This is a genomic window from Lysobacter gummosus (genome assembly GCF_001442805.1).
Lineage (GTDB): Bacteria > Pseudomonadota > Gammaproteobacteria > Xanthomonadales > Xanthomonadaceae > Lysobacter > Lysobacter gummosus.
Window position 1 is genome coordinate 4,151,816 of record NZ_CP011131.1, and the last position, 25,663, is coordinate 4,177,478.

The 25,663-nt window shown below is 66.9% G+C and carries 11 protein-coding genes; 3 read left to right on the forward strand and 8 right to left on the reverse strand.

Translation table 11 applies throughout. The annotated features are described in order from the left end of the window. Positions 1-8: 8 nt before the first annotated feature. Positions 9-10,004, reverse strand: coding sequence for a DUF7507 domain-containing protein (locus tag LG3211_RS16785; protein ID WP_187313040.1), 9,996 nt, complete (start codon positions 10,002-10,004; stop codon positions 9-11). Between the two features lie 1,130 nt (positions 10,005-11,134). Between LG3211_RS16785 and LG3211_RS16790 the strand changes: the two genes are divergently transcribed. Beyond that, positions 11,135-12,133 (forward strand): polyprenyl synthetase family protein, encoded by a 999-nt coding sequence (locus tag LG3211_RS16790; protein ID WP_057943836.1) that lies wholly within the window; start codon positions 11,135-11,137, stop codon positions 12,131-12,133. 318 nt (positions 12,134-12,451) lie between these two features. On the opposite strand, the gene LG3211_RS16795 is transcribed toward LG3211_RS16790, so the two are convergent. From LG3211_RS16795 to LG3211_RS16810, 4 genes are all read right to left on the reverse strand, one after another. Next, a complete protein-coding gene (locus tag LG3211_RS16795; RefSeq protein WP_057943837.1) occupies positions 12,452-13,249 on the reverse strand; it encodes a dienelactone hydrolase family protein in 798 nt (265 codons plus the stop codon). 224 nt (positions 13,250-13,473) lie between these two features. Next, positions 13,474-14,874, reverse strand: coding sequence for a UDP-N-acetylmuramoyl-L-alanine--D-glutamate ligase (gene murD / locus LG3211_RS16800; protein WP_057943838.1), 1,401 nt, complete (start codon positions 14,872-14,874; stop codon positions 13,474-13,476). Beyond that, positions 14,855-16,216, reverse strand: coding sequence for a UDP-N-acetyl-alpha-D-muramoyl-L-alanyl-L-glutamate epimerase (murL, locus tag LG3211_RS16805; protein ID WP_057943839.1), 1,362 nt, complete (start codon positions 16,214-16,216; stop codon positions 14,855-14,857). The genes murD and murL overlap by 20 nt, the downstream gene beginning before the upstream one ends. A gap of 49 nt (positions 16,217-16,265) precedes the next feature. After that, positions 16,266-18,875, reverse strand: coding sequence for a bifunctional aspartate kinase/diaminopimelate decarboxylase (locus LG3211_RS16810; RefSeq protein WP_057943840.1), 2,610 nt, complete (start codon positions 18,873-18,875; stop codon positions 16,266-16,268). Between the two features lie 350 nt (positions 18,876-19,225). Here LG3211_RS16810 and LG3211_RS16815 point away from each other — a divergent pair, with 350 nt between their 5' ends. Continuing rightward, entirely contained in the window at positions 19,226-20,107 is an 882-nt protein-coding gene (locus LG3211_RS16815) for a PhzF family phenazine biosynthesis protein (protein WP_057943841.1), read from the forward strand. Between the two features lie 267 nt (positions 20,108-20,374). On the opposite strand, the gene LG3211_RS16820 is transcribed toward LG3211_RS16815, so the two are convergent. Next, positions 20,375-21,250 carry a bile acid:sodium symporter family protein gene (locus tag LG3211_RS16820; RefSeq protein ID WP_057943842.1) on the reverse strand — a complete coding sequence of 292 codons (876 nt, stop codon included), beginning with the start codon at positions 21,248-21,250 and terminating at the stop codon, positions 20,375-20,377. 207 nt (positions 21,251-21,457) lie between these two features. Beyond that, positions 21,458-22,219, reverse strand: coding sequence for a class II aldolase/adducin family protein (locus LG3211_RS16825; RefSeq protein WP_148648976.1), 762 nt, complete (start codon positions 22,217-22,219; stop codon positions 21,458-21,460). A 103-nt stretch (positions 22,220-22,322) separates the two neighbouring features. Here LG3211_RS16825 and LG3211_RS16830 point away from each other — a divergent pair, with 103 nt between their 5' ends. Then, positions 22,323-23,030: a Crp/Fnr family transcriptional regulator gene (locus LG3211_RS16830; RefSeq protein ID WP_057943843.1), complete on the forward strand. Its 708-nt coding sequence runs from the start codon at positions 22,323-22,325 to the stop codon at positions 23,028-23,030. A gap of 254 nt (positions 23,031-23,284) precedes the next feature. Here the strand turns inward: LG3211_RS16830 and LG3211_RS16835 are convergent, their stop codons facing one another. Beyond that, complete coding sequence (locus LG3211_RS16835) at positions 23,285-25,648, reverse strand: TonB-dependent receptor (protein WP_083512613.1); 2,364 nt, start codon at positions 25,646-25,648, stop codon at positions 23,285-23,287. Positions 25,649-25,663 lie beyond the last annotated feature (15 nt).

Here is a 25,663-nt window from a genome sequence, read left to right on the forward strand (position 1 = left end):
TCATGTCCTCAGCGGTTGCCCACGCCGACCGGCGCCTGGGTGTCGTCGGTGATATCCACTCTCACTTTCTGCCTCACCTCGGGCTTGAGCTCGGCCGAGATCGCTTCGAACACGGCCTTGGCGCGACGCAGTCCCAGTTGCACGTTGTAGGCGGCGGCGCCGCGTTTGTCGGCGCGGCCGATGACGCCGACCGCTCCGCTGCCCTGCTGATTGAGCGCCTTGGCGATCTCGCTGATCAGCGCCTTGTACTTCGGTTTGATCGTGGCCTGGTCGGTGTCGAACAGCACCTCGCCCAAGCGGATCGACGGATCCAGGCTCACCAACGCCTGGCTCGCATCGACGCCGGCCACCACATCCACCTGCACCTTGTGCGCGAGGTCCGGATCGGACTCGAGCTGCTTGAGCAGCTCGGCCTGCACGGCGCGGGCGCGGGCGAAGGCCAATGCCTCCTCCTCGGCCTGCGCGGTGACGGTGACGCTGCCTCCGCCGGCTTCGCGCAGACGGCCGGCGATGTCCTCGAACATCGGCGTGTAGTCCGGCTTCACCTTGGCGCTGCCGGCTTCGAAGATCACCTCGCCCAGTTCGACGTCGGTGTTCGACTTGCCGCTGCCGATTTCGCCCGGCGGCAGCTTGACGCCGAAGTCGAAGCGGGTCGGCACGCCCTGGGTGATGCGGCGCACGCGCGGGTTTTCGCTGGTGAACACCGAGCCCGGCGGCAATGTCGCCGGATCGACCTTGAGGATGAAGTTGCGTCCGCGCGCGGCGTCGCCGCCGTGGATGCCCTCGAGGTGGTAACGGCCGTACGCGTCGGTTTCCATGATCAGACCTTCCACCGATGCGATGCGCACGCCCGGAATGCCGCGCTCCTCGACCCCGTTGTTGCGGATCGTGTAAGCGACCTGGTAACCGGCCGCGCTCTGGCTGACCTGACGGCTGATCTGCAGGTCCTGCGCGGTCAGACCCTTGGCGGCATCGCCGCGGCCGCGTTCGACCGTGGTCTTGCCGGCGGCGTCCATCCGCACCGTGGTGCCTTCGTCGGTGGTCAGCACGAAGTCGTCGGTGAACTCCAGCGAGCTCAGCGTCTGCCGCACGATCACCTGCCGCTGCGCGGCGGTGACCGCGTCGGAGCTGCGGCCTTCGATGCGACCCAGCGCGATGCCATGCAGCAGCGGCGCGCTCGCGTCGGGCTCGGCGACCGGACCGTCGCCGCGATCGACCGTGGTGGAACCGGCGACGTAGGCGTTTGGAGCGAAGCCTCCCTGCACGCGCACGCCGGTGGCCTTGGCCGGATCCTGCCAGCCGTCGCTGTCGCGGTCGTCGAACACGCTGCCGACGATCAGGCTGTCTTCCAGCAGCGGATCGCCCGCCATGGTGACTTCGGCGGTGGCGTCGTTACTGATCTTGATGCCGTTGTCGTCGTAGCCGGCGACCTGGTTCTTATGGCCGCCCTTGCCCACGCCGGCGCCCACTCGCAGGAAGTAGCTCACCGAGCCCTTGCCGCCGACCGCGATGTCGATGCCGCCGATGCGCAGCGGATTGGCGCTCATCACCACGCCGTTGCGGTTGTCGTCGTCCACCGTCAGCGAGTTATCGACGAAGGTGAAGCCGGCCGGCGGGATATCGACCAGGGTCGCGTTGACCGCGGGCGAATCGCCGACGTTCTCGATCTGCACGGTGTAGCGGACCAGATCGCCGATCTTGACCTCGCGCACCGCCGCGGTCTTGATCAGGCGCAACACCGGCGCGTTGGCCACCACGGTGATGCTTACCGTCGCGTTCGCGCACACCGGCGTCGGCGAAGAAACGTCGCAGACGCGATAGGTGAAGGTGTCGGTACCGGCGAACAGCGGGTTCGGCGTGTAGGTGCACGAACCGGCCGCGCAGGTCACGGTGCCGTTGCTCGGCTGGCCGACGATGGTCAGCGAGGCCGGATCCAGCGGCGCGCCGGTCACCGTGTCGTTGCCGACCACGTTGATCGTCACCGGCTTGCCCTGGTCGGTCTTGCCCACATCCGGATTGGCCGTGACCGTATTGGGCTGCACCGTCACGGTGACCGTCGCGGTCGCGCAGTTGGTCGGATTGAGCTTCTCGCAGATCGTGTAGACGTAGCTGTCGTTGCCGCTGAAGTTCGGACGCGGCGTGTAGGTGATGGTGCCGTCGCTGTTGACCACGACAGTGCCGTTGCTGGGATCGGTGCTGACGGTGATCACGACCAGGTTCGGATCGATCGGCGCGCCGTTGAGCGTGTCGTTGGCGATCACGTTGGTCGTCACCGGCGTGTTCTGCGGAGTCGTGCCCGTGCCGCCGGCGGGATCGTCGGTGGCGGTGATCGCGGGCGCGGTCACGGTGATGGTCACCGTGGCGGTATCGCAGTTGCTCGGGTTCAGCACTTCGCACAGCTGGTAGGTCACGGTGTAGTTGCCGGCCGGCGTACCGGGCGCGACATCCACGCCGCCATCGGCCTTGACCGTCAGCGGGCCGTTGGTGTTCGGGGTTACGGTGACGTCGGCGGGGTTGACGGTGCTGCCGCCGAGCGTGTCGTTGCCGAGCACGTTGACCACGTTGGTGCCGCCGGTGCCGCCGTTGACCGGCGTGGCGACGATGTCATCGACCGCGTCGATGACCGCGGCGCTCACCGTCACGGTCACATCGGCCTGGGTGCAATTGGTCGGATCGGCGATTTCGCAGATCTCGTAGCGCACCACGTAACTGCCCTGCGGCGTGCCCGGCGCGACGTTCACCGCGCCGGTGGCCGGATCGATGGTCACGTTCGGGCTGGTGGTCGAGATTTGGCGAATGGTGACATTCGAAGTCGTCGCCGGCTGGCCGTTTAGCGTGTCGTTGACCAGCACGTTCGGCACGGCTACACCACCGGTTGCGCCGTTGGCGACCGTACCCGAATCAGGGGCGGCCACGATCGGGCGCCGGGCAACCGGCGTGGTCACCTGCGAAGTGGACGGCGTCGGCGTTTCGGCCGAGGTCGCGCTGGCGTCGTTGACGATGTTGCCGGCGGTGGCGTCGCCGGCCGTCACCGTGTACGTACCGGTGACCACGCAGGTCGCGCTGCCGCCGGTCGGCGCCATCGCCGGGCAATTCCAGCTCGAAGGCGTGGTCTTGCTGTCGGTGATGACGACGTTGTTCAACGTCACGTTGCCGGTGTTGGTGGCGGTGATGGTGTAGGTCAGCACGTCGCCGATCGTCACCGTGCCGCTGCCGTCGTTGTCGGCGTTGGTGGGCTGGGACTTGAGCAGGGTCATCGCGGGGTTGCGCGTCGCGGTGATCGTGACCGTATCGGTCGGCGAGGTCGTGGTGCCGTCGGTCGCGCTGGCGATGTTGGTAAGGCTGCCGGCATCCAGATCGGCCTGGGTCACGCTGTAGTTCGCCGTGCAGGTCAGGGTCTGGCTCGGGTTCAGGCCACCGGCCGGCAGCGCCGGACAGGTCACCGTGGTCTTGTCGTCGGTCACGCTGATCGGCGCGGTGATCGTAACGTTGCCGGTGTTGGTGACGATGTAGGTATACGGAATCACCTGGCCGACCGTCGCGTAGGTCGTCGCGGTCGAAGCCTTGTCGATCGTCATCGCACGCGTCTGCGTCGCGGTGATCGTGACCGTATCCGTCGGCGAGGTCGTGGTGCCGTCGGTCGCGCTGGCGATGTTGGTCAACGTGCCGGCGTTCAGATCGGCCTGGGTCACGCTGTAGTTCGCCGTGCAGGTCAGCGTCTGGGTCGGCGCCAGGCCGCCGGCCGGCAGCGCCGGACAGGTCACCGTGGTCTTGTCGTCGGTCACGCTGATCGCGGCGGTGATCGTGACATTGCCGGTGTTGGTGACGATGTAGGTGTACGGGATCACCTGGCCGACCGTTGCGTAGGTCGTCGCGGTCGAAGCCTTGTCGATCGTCATCGCACGCGTCTGCGTCGCGGTGATCGTGACCGTATCCGTCGGCGAGGTCGTGGTGCCGTCGGTCGCGCTGGCGATGTTGGTCAACGTGCCGGCGTTCAGATCGGCCTGGGTCACGCTGTAGTTCGCCGTGCAGGTCAGCGTCTGGGTCGGCGCCAGGCCGCCGGCCGGCAGCGCCGGACAGGTCACCGTGGTCTTGTCGTCGGTCACGCTGATCGCGGCGGTGATCGTGACATTGCCGGTGTTGGTGACGATGTAGGTGTACGGGATCACCTGGCCGACCGTTGCGTACGTCGTCGCGGTCGAAGCCTTGTCGATCGTCATCGCACGCGTCTGCGTCGCGGTGATCGTGACCGTATCCGTCGGCGAGGTCGTGGTGCCGTCGGTCGCGCTGGCGATGTTGGTCAACGTGCCGGCGTTCAGATCGGCCTGGGTCACGGTGTAGTTCGCCGTGCAGGTCAGCGTCTGGGTCGGCGCCAGGCCGCCGGCCGGCAGCGCCGGACAGGTCACGGTGGTCTTGTCGTCGGTCACGCTGATCGCGGCGGTGATCGTGACATTGCCGGTGTTGGTGACGATGTAGGTATACGGAATCACCTGGCCGACCGTCGCGTACGTCGTCGCGGTCGAAGCCTTGTCGATCGTCATCGCACGCGTCTGCGTCGCGGTGATCGTGACCGTGTCCGTCGGCGAGGTCGTAGTGCCGTCGGTCGCGCTGGCGATGTTGGTCAACGTGCCGGCGTTCAGATCGGCCTGGGTCACGCTGTAGTTCGCCGTGCAGGTCAGCGTCTGGGTCGGCGCCAGGCCACCGGCCGGTAGCGCCGGACAGGTCACCGTGGTCTTGTCGTCGGTCACGCTGATCGCGGCGGTGATCGTGACATTGCCGGTGTTGGTGACGATGTAGGTGTACGGCAGGACATCGCCCACCGCGGCGTAGGTCGTCGCGGTCGAGGCCTTGTCGATCGTCATCGCACGCGTCTGCGTCGCGGTGATCGTGACCGTATCCGTCGGCGAGGTCGTGGTGCCGTCGGTCGCGCTGGCGATGTTGGTCAACGTGCCGGCGTTCAGATCGGCCTGGGTCACGCTGTAGTTCGCCGTGCAGGTCAGCGTCTGGGTCGGCGCCAGGCCGCCGGCCGGCAGCGCCGGACAGGTCACGGTGGTCTTGTCGTCGGTCACGCTGATCGGCGCGGTGATCGTAACGTTGCCGGTGTTGGTGACGATGTAGGTATACGGAATCACCTGGCCGACCGTCGCGTAGGTCGTCGCGGTCGAAGCCTTGTCGATCGTCATCGCACGCGTCTGCGTCGCGGTGATCGTGACCGTATCCGTCGGCGAGGTCGTGGTGCCGTCGGTCGCGCTGGCGATGTTGGTCAACGTGCCGGCGTTCAGATCGGCCTGGGTCACGCTGTAGTTCGCCGTGCAGGTCAGCGTCTGGGTCGGCGCCAGGCCACCGGCCGGCAGCGCCGGACAGGTCACGGTGGTCTTGTCGTCGGTCACGCTGATCGGCGCGGTGATCGTAACGTTGCCGGTGTTGGTGACGATGTAGGTATACGGAATCACCTGGCCGACCGTCGCGTAGGTCGTCGCGGTCGAAGCCTTGTCGATCGTCATCGCACGCGTCTGCGTCGCGGTGATCGTGACCGTATCCGTCGGCGAAGTCGTAGTGCCGTCGGTCGCGCTGGCGATGTTGGTCAACGTGCCGGCGTTCAGATCGGCCTGGGTCACGGTGTAGTTCGCCGTGCAGGTCAACGTCTGGGTCGGCGCCAGACCACCGGCCGGCAGCGCCGGGCAGGTCACCGTGGTCTTGTCGTCGGTCACGCTGATCGCGGCGGTGATCGTGACATTGCCGGTGTTGGTGACGATGTAGGTGTACGGCAGGACATCGCCCACCGCGGCGTAGGTCGTCGCGGTCGAGGCCTTGTCGATCGTCATCGCACGCGTCTGCGTGGCATTGAGTGTGACGCTGTCGGTAAGGGACTGCACCGCGCCCGAGCTCGCGCTGGCGATATTGATCAACGTGCCGGCGTTCAGATCCGCCTGGGTGACGGTATAGGTGGAGTTACACGTCAGGCTTTGAGTCGGCGGCAAACCGCCGGGCGGCAGCGCCGGACAGGTCACCGTGGTCTTATCGTCGGCGACTGTGATCGCCGTCGTGAGGGTCACGTTGCCGGTATTGGTGACGATGTAGGTGTACGGGATCACCTGACCGACCGTGGCGTACGTCGTTGCGGTCGAGGCCTTGTCGATCGCCAGGCCCGGATTCTGCGTCGCGTTCACCGTGACGGTGTCGGTCGGCGAAGTCGTAGTGCCATCAGTCGCACTGGCGATATTGACGACGCTACCGGCATCCAGATCGGCCTGAGTCACGGTGTAACTGGCCGTGCAGGTCAGCGTCTGAGTCGGCGCCAAGCCCCCGGCCGGCAGCGCCGGACAGGTCACCGTGGTCTTGTCGTCGGTCACGTTGATCGCTGCGGTGATCGTGACATTACCGGTGTTGGTGACCAAGTAGGTGTAATTCAGCGAGTCGCCTACCGCGGCGTAGCCGGTCGACGTCGTGTTCTTGTCGATCGTCATCGCACGCGTCTGCGTCGCGGTGATCGTGACCGTATCCGTCGGCGAGGTCGTAGTGCCGTCGGTCGCGCTGGCGATGTTGGTCAACGTGCCGGCGTTCAGATCGGCCTGGGTCACGGTGTAATTCGCCGTGCAGGTCAGCGTCTGGGTCGGCGCCAGGCCGCCGGCCGGCAGCGCCGGACAGGTCACGGTGGTCTTGTCGTCGGTCACGCTGATCGCGGCGGTGATCGTGACATTGCCGGTGTTGGTGACGATGTAGGTATACGGAATCACCTGGCCGACCGTCGCGTACGTCGTCGCGGTCGAAGCCTTGTCGATCGTCATCGCACGCGTCTGCGTCGCGGTGATCGTGACCGTGTCCGTCGGCGAGGTCGTAGTGCCGTCGGTCGCGCTGGCGATGTTGGTCAACGTGCCGGCGTTCAGATCGGCCTGGGTCACGGTGTAATTCGCCGTGCAGGTCAGCGTCTGGGTCGGCGCCAGGCCGCCGGCCGGCAGCGCCGGACAGGTCACGGTGGTCTTGTCGTCGGTCACGCTGATCGGCGCGGTGATCGTAACGTTGCCGGTGTTGGTGACGATGTAGGTATACGGAATCACCTGGCCGACCGTCGCGTAGGTCGTCGCGGTCGAAGCCTTGTCGATCGTCATCGCACGCGTCTGCGTCGCGGTGATCGTGACCGTGTCCGTCGGCGAGGTCGTAGTGCCGTCGGTCGCGCTGGCGATGTTGGTCAACGTGCCGGCGTTCAGATCGGCCTGGGTCACGGTGTAGTTCGCCGTGCAGGTCAACGTCTGAGTCGGCGCCAGACCACCGGCCGGCAGCGCCGGACAGGTCACCGTGGTCTTGTCGTCGGTCACGCTGATCGCGGCGGTGATCGTGACATTGCCGGTGTTGGTGACGATGTAGGTGTACGGGATCACCTGGCCGACCGTTGCGTACGTCGTCGCGGTCGAAGCCTTGTCGATCGTCATCGCACGCGTCTGCGTCGCGGTGATCGTGACCGTATCCGTCGGCGAGGTCGTGGTGCCGTCGGTCGCGCTGGCGATGTTGGTCAACGTGCCGGCGTTCAGATCGGCCTGGGTCACGGTGTAGTTCGCCGTGCAGGTCAGCGTCTGGGTCGGCGCCAGGCCGCCGGCCGGCAGCGCCGGACAGGTCACGGTGGTCTTGTCGTCGGTCACGCTGATCGCGGCGGTGATCGTGACATTGCCGGTGTTGGTGACGATGTAGGTATACGGAATCACCTGGCCGACCGTCGCGTACGTCGTCGCGGTCGAAGCCTTGTCGATCGTCATCGCACGCGTCTGCGTCGCGGTGATCGTGACCGTGTCCGTCGGCGAGGTCGTAGTGCCGTCGGTCGCGCTGGCGATGTTGGTCAACGTGCCGGCGTTCAGATCGGCCTGGGTCACGCTGTAGTTCGCCGTGCAGGTCAGCGTCTGGGTCGGCGCTAGGCCACCGGCCGGTAGCGCCGGACAGGTCACCGTGGTCTTGTCGTCGGTCACGCTGATCGGCGCGGTGATCGTAACGTTGCCGGTGTTGGTAACGATGTAGGTATACGGAATCACCTGGCCGACCGTCGCGTACGTGGTCGCGGTCGAAGCCTTGTCGATCGTCATCGCACGCGTCTGCGTCGCGGTGATCGTGACCGTGTCCGTCGGCGAGGTCGTAGTGCCGTCGGTCGCGCTGGCGATGTTGGTCAACGTGCCGGCGTTCAGATCGGCCTGGGTCACGGTGTAGTTCGCCGTGCAGGTCAGCGTCTGGGTCGGCGCCAGACCACCGGCCGGCAGCGCCGGACAGGTCACCGTGGTCTTGTCGTCGGTCACGCTGATCGCGGCGGTGATCGTGACATTGCCGGTGTTGGTGACGATGTAGGTGTACGGCAGGACATCGCCCACCGCGGCGTAGGTCGTCGCGGTCGAGGCCTTGTCGATCGTCATCGCACGCGTCTGCGTCGCGGTGATCGTGACCGTATCCGTCGGCGAGGTCGTGGTGCCGTCGGTCGCGCTGGCGATGTTGGTCAACGTGCCGGCGTTCAGATCGGCCTGGGTCACGCTGTAGTTCGCCGTGCAGGTCAGCGTCTGGGTCGGCGCCAGGCCGCCGGCCGGCAGCGCCGGACAGGTCACCGTGGTCTTGTCGTCGGTCACGCTGATCGGCGCGGTGATCGTGACATTGCCGGTGTTGGTGACGATGTAGGTGTACGGGATCACCTGACCAACCGTCGCGTACGTCGTCGCGGTTGAGGCCTTGTCGATCGTCATCGCAGGCGCAGCCGCGATCGTTACCGTATTGGTATCGGTCGCATTCGGCAATGTGCCGCTCGTCGGCGTGCCGCTCGCGGTCGCGGTATTGACGACCGAACCAGCATTCACCTCAGCCTGCGTGACCGTATAGACGTTTCCGGTCGCGGTGCAGCTGGCGGTCGCGGACGGCGCCAACGTGGCGATAGTGCACGTCAGCGAAGGCAGCTTCGGATCGGTCACGGTGATGCTGTTGATCGTGACGTTACCGGTGTTGGTGACGCTGAAGGTGTAGGTCACCGTGTCGCCGGCGCGAGTCGGCGTGGAAGTGGTGGCCTTGTCCAGAGTCCAGCTCGGGTTAGACACCGGCGTCGGCGTCGCCGTCGCGGTGTTGTTGCCGGCGACCGGATCGTTGGTGGTCGCGCTCACCGTGGCGCTGTTGAGATAAGGCCCGGTTTCCAGAACACGGGCGACCAACGTCAGGGTCGCGCTGGCGTTATGCGCAAGCGCGCCAATCGTCCAAACGCCGCTGCCGTTGTTATAGGTGCCCACGCTTGGAGTGGCGGAAACGAAGGTATAGCCGGCCGGCAACACATCGTTGACGACCACGCCGGCCGCATCGGACGGGCCGATGTTGTTGTTGACGGTCACCGTGAAGGTGACGTTGGTTCCAATCGCGGGGTTGGTCGGCAACACCGTCTTGGTGATGGCCAGATCCGCGACCGGTGTAACCGTATCGACATCGGTAACCGTGCCGGTCGGCGTCGGATCGGTGGTGTTGGCCGGCAAGGTCGCGGTGACCGCGTTGGTCACGCTGCCGCTGGTCGCGGTGACATTGGCGTTGACGGTGAACGTCAGCTCGCCGCCCGAGGGCAGATTCGCGATAGTCAAACCGCTCTCGAAGTTGGCCACGGTCACGACCGGGCAAACCGCAGTGCCCGCACTGACCAGGCAGCTCACAGCGGTCTTGGTCAGGCCCACAGCAACCGGATCGGTGATGATCGTGCCGTTGGCCGCGCTCGGGCCGTTGTTGCGCAACACGATCGTATATATGGTCGAACCGCCGGCGGTGACGCTGGTCACGCCGTCGGTCTTGGTCAGTACCAGATCGGCCACCGCCGCCAACGTATTCGAATCGGTAGCCGAACAAGCCCCGGTCCCCGCATTGAACGTACCGCCGTTGGCCGTACACGCCGTATCGACGTTGGTCACGTTGGCCGGCGGCGTGATGGTCGCGGTGTTGTTCAGCGGGTTGGCGAACTGCGCCATCGCCGGCAGGCCGGCCAGGGTCAGCACGGCTGCAAGCAGCACACGCACTCCGGTTCGAGCAATGCGCGATCCAGCACGGACGTCGCGGTGGACGGACGATTGGCTGGCCGGAGTACGAGTAGTGGCGATTTTCATGCGTTAGCCCAAACAGGAGTTCGGTAAGCGCCGGGACGACATCGTCCATCGCCTTGCGGCGATGTCCGGACGCCGTCGACCGGCTGGTCGACGTGCTTACTGCGGGTTTGTTCGTATTGCTGGTCGTGCGGTACGACGAATGCCTGATGCATTGGGCGAACGCTGAGCGCTCAAGCCCGGGACGGCTCTACATCCACATAAAACGCGTTGTTGATACAGCGCACGCTTGCGTTTGAACTACCGCTAGGTCATGCGCGTGGAGTTCGCTCGGCACATTCGCCGCGCCAACCCAAGCACCAAGGCCTGGCTGTTCAATTCGCTTTGGATAGGAGCCGCCCGACGCCGGCCGCACTTGCGCGGCCGTTCGACAAACAGCAGGAAGCCGCCACATGGCGGCCGGACCAGCGACATCCCCTTGGATACCGATACTCAGCCCCTGACACGTCATAACGTGCCTCCCCCTTATTTCCACTCCGCCTACACCTTCCCTACGAGGGAAAGTGCCGGTAGATGCACCAGAAGTACTGTGGAACCCCTAACTCCAATACGTGTCGAGCACTGCTACACAGGACAGGATGGCAAATAGTGTGCCATTCATCACATTACCATTTCAATGGTCATCACAATAAAAGTGAGCTAGCTATCGCACTAAGGTGCCCTTCCAGGTCAGACGGGTGACCTCCTCCGGCAGCTTTGGACGTCGCCGGCGGGCGAATTACGAAGTGCCTGGGCTACGTCTCAAAACCCCAATCCCGGCAAACTGAATGTGCCCTTTCAGACAGAAATTAACGTTATGCATGCAGAAGCCGCGTGAAATATCAGCGCGAAGTGCATCGCAAATAGCCTTAAAAAGAGCGCAAATTGTCTGCTAAATCGCAGATTCTGGAATTCAGCTGCTTCAGCCCGAACGCGCGAATCAGTCACGCTTGCCATGCGCGGGCTGTGCCGTGATTGACGGGGAGTGGCGTGCTCGCGGCGGGCTGAGATGGAAAGCGACACAGGCCCTATAATTCATGTCCCAACGATTCGGCCGTCCCATGCCTTCCAGCGCTACGACCCTGTCAGTCCTCGACCTGGCGAACATCCAGTCCCTGGCCCGCGACGACATGGCCGCCGTAGACGCCCTGATCCGGCGCCGGCTGGCGTCGGATGTGGTGCTGATCAATCAGGTCGCCGAATACATCGTCGGCGCCGGCGGCAAGCGCCTGCGGCCGATGCTGTTGCTGCTGGCGGCCGGGGCTCTGAGCCATCGCGGCCCGGACGCCCACCAGCTCGCGGCCGTGGTCGAGTTCATCCACACCGCGACCTTGCTGCACGACGATGTGGTCGACGAATCCGACCTGCGCCGCGGCCGCCGCACCGCCAACGCGGTGTGGGGCAACGCCGCCAGCGTGCTGGTCGGCGACTTCCTGTACTCGCGCAGCTTCCAGCTGATGGTCGAACTCGACCGGCTGGAGGTGATGAAGATCCTCGCCGACACCACCAACCAGATCGCCGAGGGCGAAGTGCTGCAGCTGCTGCACGTGCGCAACCCGGACACGGACGAAGCGGCCTATCTGCGGGTAATCGAGCGCAAGACCGCGGTGCTGTTCGCCGCCGCCACGCGCCTGGGCGCGGTCCTGGCCGGCGCCGACGCGCAGGTCCAGCAGCGCCTGCACGATTACGGGCTGGCCTTGGGCTACGCCTTCCAGATCGCCGACGACGTACTCGATTACGCCTCCGACGCGCAGACCCTGGGCAAGAACCTCGGCGACGATCTGGCCGAGGGCAAGGCCACGCTGCCGCTGATCCACGCTATCGCCCACAGCGACGACGCGGTGCGCGCGCGCCTGCGCGCGGCGGTCGAGCACGGCGATACCGAAGCCATGCCCGAGGTGCTGGCGGCGATCCACGCCACCGGCGGGCTGGACTACAGCCGTCGGCGCGCCGAGGACTATGCGCAGGCCGCCGAAGCGGCGCTGGAAGGGCTGGACGACAACGACTACACGGCGGCGCTGCGCGGGTTGGCGCGGTATGCGGTGAGTCGGGATCACTGATCGTTGGGGTTGCGGGCGCGTCCGGTTGGGGGGCGTTGTTCCGGGTGCATCGATCGGTAGATGAATAACGGCAGCCTTGGCTGCCGTTATTCGTTGGGGGACCGTAGGCGTTGGGACCGGCGAGGTGGTTAAGTTCGGCTGCGTTCAACGAAGCAGCGTGTCGCGACAGCCCCCCAGCCGTCATTCCCGCGAACGCGGGAATGACGACCTGGAGAGATGCGACTGAAGTCTCCGGATTCCCGCGTTCGCGGGAATGACGGGCTGGAAGGGGCGCGTTGATCTGCAGTCTCTCCGGCACTAAGCCTCGCAAGTCCCGCCTCAGCGCGCGCCAAACCGCTCCGCAAAGAACGCCCGCATCGCCGCGAACGAGCGCTTGGACGCGCGTTCGTCGTAGCGGCAGTTGTCTTCCGGCGCGTTGTTGGCGTTCTCGATCTCGGCGAAGCAATGACGCGCGCCGCTGTAGTTCACCAGTTGCCAATCGGCGCCGGCTTCGTCCATTTCTTTTTCGAAGGCGACGATGTCTTCCTGCGGCACCGATTTGTCGGCCGCGCCGTTGAGCACCAGCACCGGCGCGTTGACCTTGACGCCGTTGCCCGGCAGGTGCGCCTTGAGGCCGCCGTGGAAGCTCACGATACCGGCCAGGTTCGCGCCGGTGCGCGCCAGTTCCAGCACGGTCGAGCCGCCGAAGCAAAAGCCCAGCGCGCCGATCCGGCCCGCGTCCAGCGGCGCGGTCTTGTCCTGCGCCTTCAATACCGTCACCGCTTCGCTCACGCGCTTGCGCAGCGTAGCGCCGCCGTCGCTGTAGGCCTTGCCGACCGCGGCCTTGGCTTCGTCCTTGTTCTTCGGCCGCACGTTCTTGCCGTAGACATCGGCGACCAGCACAACGTAATCGTCGCCGGCGATGTTCTTCGCGTGCTGGATCGCGTTGTCGGTGATGCCCATCCAGTTGGGCACCATCACCAGACCGGGGCGCTTGATCGCGTTGACGTTGTCGTAGACCAGCACGCCGCTGAAGCTGTCGTCGCCGATCTTCCATTCCACCGGTTTGGTCTGCATCGCCGCGAACGACGGCGAGGCGCACAGCACTAGCGACAAGGCAGCGGCAAGACGGTGCATGGCGGGCTCCGGATTGGGGTAAAGCCCAAGCCTAGCGCGTCTGTGTGGCGCTCGCATGTGAAGGCGCGGCTCGGGCAGCGAAGCCGCAAGCCCTGGATACGAATTCATCCGGGGCAAGAAGTGAGTTCAGAGGAGTGAGGAGTGAGTAGAGGCAAAAAAACGGAGCCGAGAAGCCGTTCCTTTACTCACGCCTCACTCCTCTAAACTCGTTCCTCGCCTGTTCCTCAGCTAATCCCCAAACCGGCGATCGCACTGATCGAGTCCGGATCGAACCCGGCCAGTTCGGCGAAATGCCGGCCGCGCGCGACGTAGTCGCGATACGGACCGAAGCTCGGCGCGCCCGGCGACATCAACACCACGCCGCCCTCGCCGCCCTCGCCGCCCAGCGCCTCGCGCGCCTGCGTCATCGCGTCGGCGAGATCTTTCGCCGCGCCCAGATGGAATCCGGCCTGCGCCGCGACCGGCGCCAGCAGTTCGTGGATGCGCGGGCCGTTCTCGCCCATCGTCACGATCGCCAGCGGCGCCTGCTGCCGCATCGCCTCGGCAAAGCCGCGCCATTCCACGCCGCGGTCGTGGCCGCCGACCAGCAGCGCGATGCGCCGGCCGGCGTAGCATTCCAGCGCCGCCAAGGTCGCATGCGGCGTGGTGCTGATCGAATCGTTGACGTAGGCGATGCCGTCGCGCGCGCCGATCGGCTGCAGGCGGTTGGGCAAGGGCTTGAAGCTGGCCGCATGCGGCGCCAGCGGCGCGGCGTCGATACCGAGCGCTTCGATCGCGGTCAGCACCGCGCACAGATTGCCGCGGTTGTGGCGCCCCGGCAGCGGCAGCGAAGCGGTGTCCATGATCTCGCGATCGCCGCGCCACAGCACATCGCCGCGCAGATGCCAGCCGGCCTCATCGCCGAACCAATGGATCCGGCTGTCGGGCAATTGCAGCGCGGACAGCACCGGATCGTTCGCGTTCAACACCGCGATGCGCGGCTTGCCCTGGGTCAGCAGGCGCAGCTTGTCTTCGACGTAGCGCGCTTGCGAGCCGTGCCAGTCCAGGTGTTCGGGATAGATGTTCAGCGCGATCGCGACGTCCGGCCGCGCGCCGCCCATGCCGACATCGCCGGTCTGGTAGCTCGACAGCTCGATCGCCCAGAATTCCGGCGGCGGCGACGGCTCCAGCACTTCCAGCAAGGGCACGCCGATATTGCCGACCAGCGCGGTGCGATGGCCGCCTGCGCGCAGCAGATGCGCCAGCAGCGAGGTCGTGGTGCTCTTGCCCTTGGTGCCGGTCACGCAGATCGTGCGGCCGCCGATGTCCTCGCCGAACCACAACGCGGTGCCGCCGATGAAACGCGTGCCCTGCTCGGCCGCGGCCAGGGCCTCGGCGCGATACGGGCTGATGCCGGGCGATTTGATCACCCAGTCGAACGCGCTCAGGCGTTCGGCGCTGGCCGCGGTTTCGATCGCCAGGCGCGGGTCGTGCAGGCCGCGGCCTTCAACGGCTTCTTCCGGCGAACAGAACAGGGTCAGCGCGAGTTCGGGCAGGCGCGAGCGGATCGCTTGATAGGCCGCGCGTCCCTCGCGGCCCCAGCCCCACAGCGCGACGCGCCGGCCTTCAAGCTGCGAAATACGCACGCAAGCGTTCCCACAACGGCGGCGGCAGGCGCTGTTCTTCGTCCAGCGTCAGCAGCGGTTCGATGCGCAGATCGTCGTCGCCGAGTTGCGGACGGATCTCGCGCGCGAAGCGTTCGACCAGCGCGTCCTCGCGCCACTCCGGACGCTCGGCGAGCGCCGCCAGCGCGGCGCGCGATTCGCGGCCCTCGCCGACGCATTCGAACGGCTTGTGGTTGCGGTATTCCAGCAGCGCGTCGAAGCCGTCGGTCTGGGCCGGATCGTCGAGCAGATTGCGGCCGAAGATGCCGACCAGGCGCGGCTTGGTCATGAACGGCGCCAGCGCCAGGAACACGAAGTGGCATTTGGGACACACCCCGCACCAGCGACTCACCGGCCGCTCGCCGAGAATATGAAAATTGCGATTGCAGCTGCTGAAATGCGCGTCGTAGCGATCGGTGCGGGCGAACTGCCGCGCCACCGCCAGCTCGCTGAGCGGACGCAGCAGCGAGTAGTAATGCAGATCGGCGGCGACATGGCGCTGGACGTAATCGCCGAACGCCTGTTCGCAGGCCCAGCCCTTGGACCATTGGTGGTTCACTTCGCCCGTGCCCTCGATCAGGCTGCCGTAGCTGGCCGAGCGCTCGTTGGAAAACACCACCTGATCCACGCCGTGCAGCAGCGCGGCCAGAACCATGATCGCCGAGTTCACCACCGTGACCGGGATGTGGCCGTTGTAGGCGCCCTGGCGATTGAGTTCGAACAACTGCGGCGCCAGCGCGCGGCCGAGATTGAGCGTGGGCAGGCCGGTGCGCTGGGCGCAGGCGGCGATGAGTTGCGAGCCGCCGACCCAGGTGACGGTCTGCTCGATCTCCATCGCGCGCAAGGCTTCGATGCTGACCAGCGAGTCCTTGCCGCCGCCGATGGCGACCAGCGCGTGTTGGCGCAGGCCCAACGTGGGCGCGCGGTCCTCGCCCCGGCCCTCTCCCACGGGAAAACGAATCTTCCCGTGCAGATTCAGGCCATTGCGATAAGCGAATTCGCCCAGCCCGTTGACGTAGATCAGCTCCAGCAGCGCCGCGGTATCGGCATCGATCGCATACGAATCGATGCGGATCTGTTCCGGCACCGCCGCCTTGTAATAGCTCACGCCGGCGATCAGGTGCAGCACGCGCAGCGCCTGCTCGACCGCATGCGCGCGCGCGCCGGCCAGCGCGAACGGCGCGCCGGGGATGGTGATGGTCTCGGTCAGCTCCGGGCCGTCGTCGAAGGCATAGACCAGTTCGGCGACGCCGGTCGCGGCGTCGAGGCCGCAGCGGACGAAACGGAAGGCGCGCACTGCGTCGCGCTGGAATTGAGCACTCACAAGCGTTTTCCCGAAATCGAAGCGATGCGCGCGCGGGACGGAATCGGTTTCATTCGATCACCTCCTCCACCGGCAGCGCGCGCAGGTTGTAGGTATTGGCCATCGCCATGCCGTAGGCGCCGGCGTCGGCGACCAGGATGACGTCGCCTTCCTCGGTGGCCACCGGCATCGGACGCGCGCGGCCGAGCACGTCGCTGCTCTCGCACACCGGGCCGACCACGTCGAACGCGGCGAGTTGAGTGTCGTCGAGACGGCTGAGGTTGTGGATGCCGTGATAGGCCTCGTACATGGCCGGACGCATCAGCGCGTTCATGCCGGCGTCGCAGCCGATCCGGCGCACGCCGTCCTTCTCGATCACCTGGGTCACGCTGATCAGCAGCACGCCGCTTTCGGCGGCCAGATAGCGGCCCGGCTCGATGATCAGGCCGTAGCGCGGATACGCGGCCTTGATCTCTTCCAGCCCGGCGCGCCATTGCGCCAGGTCGAAGCTCGGCGCTTCGGGCGTGTACGCCACCGGCAAGCCGCCGCCGATGTCGATGGTCTCGACCGTGCCGACGCTGTCGGCCAGGCCGGCGAGGCTGGCGTAGACGCCGCGCCAATGCTGCGGATCGTCGATGCCGCTGCCCAGATGCGCGTGCAGGCCGCTGATGCGGATGTTGAGCTTGCGCGCTTCTTCGATGAAGGCATCGAAACGCGCCAGCGGCAGGCCGAACTTGGCCGCGACGCCGCCGGTGCGGACTTTCTCGTGATGGCCTTCGCCGTGGCCCAGGTCCAGGCGCAGCCACAAGGTGCGGCCGCGGAACACTTCCGGCCAGCGCTTGAGCGCTTCGACGTTGTCGAGCGTGACGATCACGCCACGCTTGAGCGCGGCTTCGTACTCGTGACGCGGCGCGAAGCTCGGCGTGAACAGCACGCGCTCGGGCGCCATGTGCGGGATCGCGGAGAACACCCGCTCGATTTCCGCCAGCGACACGCATTCCAGGCCGAAGCCTTCGCCGACGATGGTCTTGAGCACGGCCGGATGCGAGTTGGCCTTCATCGCGTAGAAACAGCGATCCACCGCCTGGGTGCCGATCAGCGAGCGCGCGCGTTCGCGCACGGTGGCCAGATCGTAGACATAACGCGGCGTGCCGGCCGCGGCCATCGCCAGCAGGCGCGCGCGCTTGCCGCGCCACCACGGCGCCGGGCGCGGCGGCTTGCCGTTGCCTTCGTCCTGGATGCTGCGCCAGCTGGGGCCGAACACGCTCTCGTCGCGCACCGGCATGGCGCCGCCGCGGATCAGTTCGTGATGCAGATGCGGCAGCAGGCCGTCGGCGTCGGCTTCATCGATGACGAAGGTGAGGTTGAGGTCGTTGGACGACTGCGAGATCAGATGCACGCGCTCGCGGCCGAACGCGGCCCAGATGTCGGACAGCCGGTGCAGCAGCGAACGCATGCCGCGGCCGACCAGGGTGATCGCCGCGCACGGCGCGATCACCTTGACCCGGCACACTTCGGCCAGATCCGCCGACAGCGCTTCGAGCACGTTGCTGTTGACCAGGTTCTCGCTCGGGTCCAGCGACACGGTGACGTTGGTTTCCGACGAACCGATCAAGTCGATCGACAGCCCGTGGCGCTTGAAGCGTTCGAACACGTCGGCGAGGAAGCCGACCTGCTGCCACATGCCGATGCTTTCCATCGCCACCAGCACGATGCCGTTGCGGCGGCTGATCGCCTTGACGCCGGGCACGGTGACCGCGCTGGCGTCGATGCGCGTGCCGGGCAGCTCCGGGCGCTCGGTGTCGAGGATCGCCATCGGCACGCCGGCGTCGCGGCACGGCGCGATCGAGCGCGGATGCAGCACCTTGGCGCCGGTGGTGGCGATTTCCTGCGCTTCGGCGTAATCCAGCCGGGCCAGCAGGCGCGCGTCGGGCACTTCGCGCGGATTGGCGCTGAACATGCCCGGCACGTCGGTCCAGATTTCCACGCGCTGCGCCTTCAGCAGCGCGCCGAAGTACGCCGCCGAGGTATCGGAACCGCCGCGGCCGAGAATCGCCGTGCCGCCGTCGCCGTGGCGGGCGATGAAGCCCTGGGTGATCAGCATCGCGGTCGGCTGCGCGTCGAAGCGCTCGGCGAAGCCGGGCTCGGCCTGATGGCGACAGTTCACCGACAGGCGCTGGGCCCAGTCGCTGGCGTTGGGCAACGAGACCGCGTCGAGCCAGTCGCGCGCGTCGCACCAGCCGAAGTCGTGGCCCTGCGAGCGCAGGTAGGCCGCGCCCAGGGTGGAGGACAGCAATTCGCCCTGGCCCAATACGTCGGCCTGCCAATCCAGCGCGCGCGTCGCCGCGCGCGGATCGGTTTCCAACGCAACCAGTTTCGCCAGGCGCTCGCCGAGCACCGTGTCCGGGTCCAGGCTCAGTTCGGCGCAGAACGAGCGATGGCGCTCGACCAGACCGGCAAAGCGCGCGGCGATGCCGTCATCGACCCCGGCCGGGGCGTTGGCGATCGCCTGCAATTCATTGGTGACGCCCGACAACGCGGAGACCACGACCAGCACGCGCCGGCCGTCTTGTTTCAGACGTTTCCCAGCCAGGCGTCCGATCGTGTCCCAACGATTGCGGCGAGATACCGAAGTACCACCGAACTTGAGCACCACCCAGCCAGTCTGTTGCGTCTCCACGTCTTCCTCGGTTGTCGTTTCACTTCGATTAGGGCCCGGCACGCGGCCGGGGCAGGTCGATCCGCCCGCGGCGGCGTCGATACGCACGTCGCGGGATTCCACACTTGCGGGTCGTGCGCGCCTAGAATCGCGGCCTTGTGAGCAGCGCCCGGCGGAACTTCGCTCGGACGCCGCACCTTCGACAGCCGCGCGCTCATCCGGGAGCCGGGGCACGAAGCGACGATTCTAGTCGAACTGGCCGGCTCCCGAACGTACCCTGGCTGTAGCTTCCGAGGCTTTCTTTTCTATCGTTATTCCCTGGCACCGCCCTTGTGCCGCCACCGCATGGGCCCATCGGATCCCTTCCCGAAATGACGCAACGCCGCTATCTGCAACTGGATGTCTTCGCCGACCGCCCCGGCGCCGGCAATCCGCTCGCCGTGGTCCTGGATGCGCAAGGCCTCGACGACAACGCCATGCAGGCCATCGCCCGCTGGACCCGACTGCCGGAAACCACCTTCGTGTTCCCGCCGTCCCAGCCCGGCGCCAGCTACCGCATCCGCATGTTCAGCCCGCGCCGCGAAGTCCCCTTCGCCGGCCATCCCAGCGTCGGCACCGCCTGCGTGGTGCTGGAAGCCGGCCTGGCCGCGCCGGTGGACGGCCGCCTGGTTCAGGAAGGCGTGGCCGGTCTGTTGCCGCTGGCGGTCGATGGCGAGGGCGAGGCGCGCACGATCGCCGTGCGCACGCCGCGCGCGCGCGTGGTCGAGACCGCCAGCGCGGGCGACCCGCGCCTGGCCGCAACTCTGCGCGGCCTGCCCTTGGGCGCGCTGCCGCCGGCGCTGATGGACGGCGGCCGCCGATGGTGGCTGGCCGAACTGCGCGATGAGGCCGCCCTGCGCGCGGCGAGCCCGGACTGGGCCGCGATCGGCGCCCTGGCCGAAAGCACCGAGAGCATGGGCCTGTGCGCGTTCGCGCGCGCCGACGCCGGCCGCGACTACGACCTGGTCGTGCGCGCCTTCGTCGGGGCGCCGGCGCAGTTCGAGGACGCCGCCTCCGGCGCGGCCAACGCCACCTTGGCGGCGTGGCTCAACCACAACGGCGCCCTGCCCGGCCGCGACGGCCATTACACGGTCAGCCAGGGCCGCGAAGTCGGTTTCGACGCGCGCCTGGAACTGCGCGTGGACGCCGACGGCGAGGTCTGGTCGGGCGGACGGGTGAGCAACGTGGTGCGCGGGACGATCGACTGGCGTTGAGTTTCTCCCTTCTCCCGCTGGCGGGAGAAGGTGGTCCGAAGGACCGGATGAGGGCGCGCGCAATTGCGCTTGCGATGCGGGCCGCTACTTCGCGCGCCCTCACCCCAACCCCTCTCCCGTCAACGGGAGAGGGGCTCAAGCGACTGAGGCTTTCCCTTCTCCCGCTTGCGGGAGAAGGTGGTCCGAAGGACCGGATGAGGGCGCGCGCAATTACGCTTGCGAAGTAAGCCGCTACTTCGCGCGCCCCCCCGTCAACGCGAGAGGGGCTCAGGCGACGGCGCCGCGCGCCACCGCGCGCCGCCCCAGCACCACCACCGCGAACGCCGGCAGATACATCATCAGCCCGTACATCGCCGCCGGCACCGCGATCTGCGGCGACTGCAGCAAGGTCAGCGCGATCACGATCGCCAGCGTGCTGTTCTGCACGCCCACCTCCATGCCGACGGTGATCGCATCGCGCAGCGCCAGGCCGCTGATCCGCGCCAGCAAAAAGCCGCCGCCGATCGCCGCCGCGCACATGCCCAGCGCCGCCGGACCCAACTCGGGAAAACTGCGCCACAGCAGATCGCGCTGGGTCACGATGATCGCCACGATCAGCAACAGCAGCAGCCCCAACGCGAACCGGCTCACCCACGGTTCGACCCGCAGCGCGAAGCCCGACGCGACCCGGCGCACGCCCATGCCGAGCAACACCGGCACCAGCACCAGCGCGGCCAGATGCATCACCGTCTGCGCGACCGGCAAGCGGATCTGGCGGGCCTCGCCGCCGAACCACTGCAGCGCCAGATTGACCAGCAAGGGCACGCTGACGAACGTCACCAGCGCGCTGATCACGGTCAAGGTCACCGCCAGGGCGACGTTGCCGCGGGCCAGATAGGTCAGCGCGTTCGAGCTGCTGCCGCTGGGACAGGCCGCGACCAGCACGAAGCCGACCGCGAATTCGAGCGAATCGGGAAACATCCAGGCCACCGCGAAGCCCAGCGCCGGCAGCAGCAGATAGTGGCCGATCAGGCCGACCACGACCGGCTTGGGATGGCGGCCGACGCGGCGGAAGTCTTCGCCGCTGAGCGTCAGGCCGATGCCGCACATGATGATGGCGATCGCGATCGGCAGACCGATCTTGAGCAACAGGCTGTCCTGCACGGCGTTTCTCCTGGATGGCGCGCGCGGCCCGGATCGACGCGGCGACACAGCGATGATGAGCTGCGTGCACGCGCCGCCGTCAAGTCGAACACATCTCGAAACGCAACATCGAAACGTCTGCGCCGATCGCTGCTGCTGAAGCCCCGGTAGAGGGCTTTCAGGAGGGGCTTCAGCCCCGATGCACTTCGCTCGGCCCGCAGCGCCGCCTCATTGCTCGTACCCCGGGCTCTCCCGCGCCAGACGCCGCAATAGCGACGGCCACGCCAACGCCCCGCCCAGTCCGCGCGTCACCTGCGCCGCCTGCGCCTGGATGCCGGCGAGGATCGGCGCCGGAATCGGCAGCAGCTCGCGCGCGCCGGCCAGCGCACGCACCTGGATCGCGCACGCGGCCTCGAAGATGTACATCGCCAGGAACGCATCGGCCACGCTCGCGCCCACGGTCAGCAAGCCGTGATTGCGCAGCATCAGGAAGGTGTTGCGGCCCAGGTCGGCGACCAGCCGCGGCTTTTCCGCGTCGTTGAGGGCCACGCCCTCGTAGTCGTGATAGCCCAGCGCCGCCAGCACGAACAGGGACTGCTGCGAAATCGCCAGCACGCCGTCCTTCTGCGCCGACACCGCCACGCCGTTGAGCGAATGGGTGTGCATCACGCACAAAGCGTCTTCGCGCGCGGCGTGCACCGCGCTGTGGATCACGAACCCGGCCGGATTGACCGGATACTCCGAGGCGCCGACCGGCTGCCCGTCCAGGCCGACCTTGACCAGCGAGGACGCGGTGATCTCCGCGAATCCCATGCCGTAGGGGTTGATCAGGAAATGGTGCTCCGGGCCGAGGACGCGGGCGGTGAGATGGGTGAAGATCAGATCGTCCCAGCCGTGCAGGGCGATCAGCCGGTAGGCGGCGGCCAGATCGACCCGCAGCGCCCATTCCTCGGCGGAGCAGTCGGGGCCGGACATCGGGCGTGCGCTCATCGTGGCTTACCTTCGGGTGGGCTGAGCGCAAAATACCCCGGAGCCAGCGGCGGCGACCGTCGCCTGGCCGACACTTGCCGCACCCGCAGCCACCGGAGCCCGCATGCACGATCGCTCGCCGCTCACCGCCGATCCCTGGCTGCGCGATCTGTCGCCGGCCGTGGTCGCGCATCTGCAGGCGATGTCGGTGCATCGGCGCCTGCGCGACGGCGAGCTTCTGTACGCGCGCGGCGACGCCGCCGACGGCCTGTACGGCGTGGTCCGCGGCCGCATCCGCATGAGTGTGCCGACGCCGAACGGGCGCGAGATGTTGTTCGTGCTGTTCGAGCCCGGCAGTTGGTTTGGCGAGGTGTCGATGTTCGACGGCGAGCCGCGTCCGCAGGATGCGCGCGCGGTCGGCGACACCGAAATCCTGTTGCTGCCGCGCACGCGGTTCCTCGCCCTGCTGGACGACCACCCGGAGTTGTATCGCGGCTTCACCCGCCTGCTGTGCCGCAAGCTGCGCACGGTGCTGGAGTTCGTCGAAGACGCCCTGACCCTGCCGCTGGCCGCGCGCCTGGGCAAGCGCGTGCTGGAGCTGGCGCGTGTGTACGGCGTGGACGAAGCCGAAGGCCGGCTGATCGATCTGGCGCTGCCGCAGGACGATCTGGCCAGCATGCTCGGCGCGACTCGCCAGAGCGTGAGCAAGGAACTGCGCTCGTGGGAACAGCAGGGCTGGATCGCGCTGCGCTACCGGCATGTAGTGTTGCGCGATGCGGCTGCGCTGGAGCGGATGGTGGCGCGGTTGTCGGGGTTGCCGGAGGGGCGCTAGATCGCGCTGCGGGTTCTTGGACAGGTAGACCGACCAGCGCTGGGACAAAAGCGTCGGGGCTGAAGCCCCTCCCACAAAAGACCTCGGCGCATCATCGAAGTCTGTTGTGGGAGGGGCTTCAGCCCCGATGCTCTTCGATCAGGTTGCAGCGAAAACCACCACCGTCATTCCCGAGAACGCGGAAATGACGAGCCAAGATGCAAAATCGCGCGCGCGGCGGCCCGCCTCGAGCCGCCGCGCCTCTCCATTACCCATCAGAACCGGGCGTCGAAGGTCAAGAACACCTGCCGCGGCGCATTGGCATGGAAAGCATAGGTCTTGCCCTGCGGGTCCGAAGCGCTGAACGCGGTCAGGTTGCTCGCCGTGCGCTTGTCGCCCAGGTTAGTGCCGTTGAGCGCGATCGACCACTGCCGGAACGGCCCCATCGCATCGAAGGTGTAGCGCACCGCCGCATCGAAGGTGGTCGAACCGCCGAAGCCGTTGTCGTTGGTGTAGGTGTAGTAACGCTTGCCGGTGTATTTGCCGCTAAGCGTCGCCAGCCACGGGCCGTTGCGATAGGTGATCTCGCTGGACAGCATCTTGTCCGGCACATCGACCACGCGCTTGTCGCGGGTCTGCACGACCTTGCCGCTGTCGATGTAGTTGTCCTGATAGGTGGACTTGTTCCACGACAGCGCGTTGTACCACTCGAAGTGTTCGCTCGGCTTCCAGATGAAGACCAGCTCGCTGCCGTAGCTGTCCACGGAACCGACGTTGAAGAACTTCGTGATGCACTCCGGACGGGTGCCGGCTTCGATGCTGGAACACGGGTTCAACGACAACAGGCGGTTGTCGAACTTGACCTTGTACACGCTCAACGAGGCCTGATAGGTCTCGCCGACGCGGCGGTAGCCGGCTTCCAGGGTCTGCGATTCTTCCGGCTTGAGGTCGGCCTTCTGCGCATCGAACGCAGCCTGACCGATCGCCAGCGGGCCGCCGGCGCCGCCGCCGACGAAGGCGGCGACGTTTTCCGTGTAGGCCGCGAACAATTCCTGGCCTTCGCCGAGCTTGTAGCCCACGCCGATCTGCGGCAGGAAGCTGTCCTTGGTTTCCAGGCGCCCGGTCGCGTTGGGCACTTCCATCGCGCGCGGATCGACCTGGCGCGCACGCATGTCCACCTGGGTGCTCTTGGCGCCCACGTCCACGGTCATGCGGCCGTCGAGCAGGCTGATGGTGTCCTGCAGATAGGCCTGGCGGGTGTTGATGCGGTACTTCTGGAAGAACAGGCGGCGGTCGGGATCGTTGAGGAAGCGGTCGTCGTTGACCGGGCCTTCGATGAAATAGAAATTGCGCTGCACGTCGTGATGGTTGCTCTCGTACCAGAAGCCGCCTTCGATGCGGTGGTTGCCGATTTCCCAGGCCAGCGAGCTCATCACGCCGTAACGGTTGATGCCGTAGTTGGTGCTGCGGATCGAGATCGGGATGGCCTTGGCCGTGTTCGGATACGAGTAATTGCCCGGCGACCACCAATGGCCCTGGCCGCGGTCGTCGTGGTAGTAGGCCTGCGACTTCAACAGCAGGCCTTCGCCGAGATTGAACTCGCCGGCCAGCGCGGCCAGATGGTCGGTGCGGATGGCGCGGCTGGCGTAGTAGGCGTCGTCGATGGTCGCCGCCGGGCTGGTGAACGAACAACGCGGATCGCCGGCGCGATGCTGGTTGGCCGGCCATGGCTTGGGCGCGCAGTACGCCGCGGCGATGGCGCGCTGCCAGTCGGGCTTGTACAGATTCCAGTCCCAATCCGCGCCGCGCGCGAGCAGCGCTTTCGACAGATAGGCGTAGTTGGCCTGGCTGGTCTCGGCGCTGGCGACATAGGCGCTGATGCGGTTGCCGTCGCCGAAGTTATAGACCGCCTTCAGGTTGACCTGATTCTGGTCCTGGTTGTCGCCGGGACGCGACCACATGTCGGCGCTGAGCAGCGAGCCGGACAGATACATCGAGAAGCCGCCGTGGTCGCCGGTGTCCAGGCGCGCATAGGTGCGGCGCGTGTTGTCGCTGCCGAAGGTCTGCGCCACGCGCAGGCCGAACTCGGCCTGCGGATCGGAGGAGTAGTACTGCAAGGTGCCGCCGAGGTTGCTGGTCGAGGCGGTGCCGAGCGAGCCGATGCCGGCGGCGAGTTCGGCGCTGGCCAGGTTTTCGCCGATCAGCGCTCGGCTGATGCCCAGGCCGTTGTAGTTGCCGTAGCTGTTGTCGCCCAGCGGGATGCCGTCGAGGGTGTAGCCGAGCAGGCGCTGGTTGAAGCCGCGCAAGCTGATGGTCTGCGATTCCTCGTTGGCGCCGTAGGCGTCGTTGGACTGCACCGAGATGCCGGGCAGCTTGTTGAGGATCTTCTGCGCGCTGGTGCCGGGCGTGGTCTTCTCGATGTCGGCGAGCTTGACGCGCTGCACCTGGCGGGTTTCGCCCATGCCGATCACCGAGACCGCATCGAGCGTGGTGGTTTCGCCGCTCATGCCGGCGTCGGCGTCGGCGGTGGCATCGGCCGCGGCGCTGGCGGGCGCAGCGGCGGCGGCATACACCGGCACGGTCGCCAGCGCGGTCGAAATCGCCAGCGCGAGCGCGGCCGTGGTGTGGGGGTACTTCATGACTCTCTCCGGGGG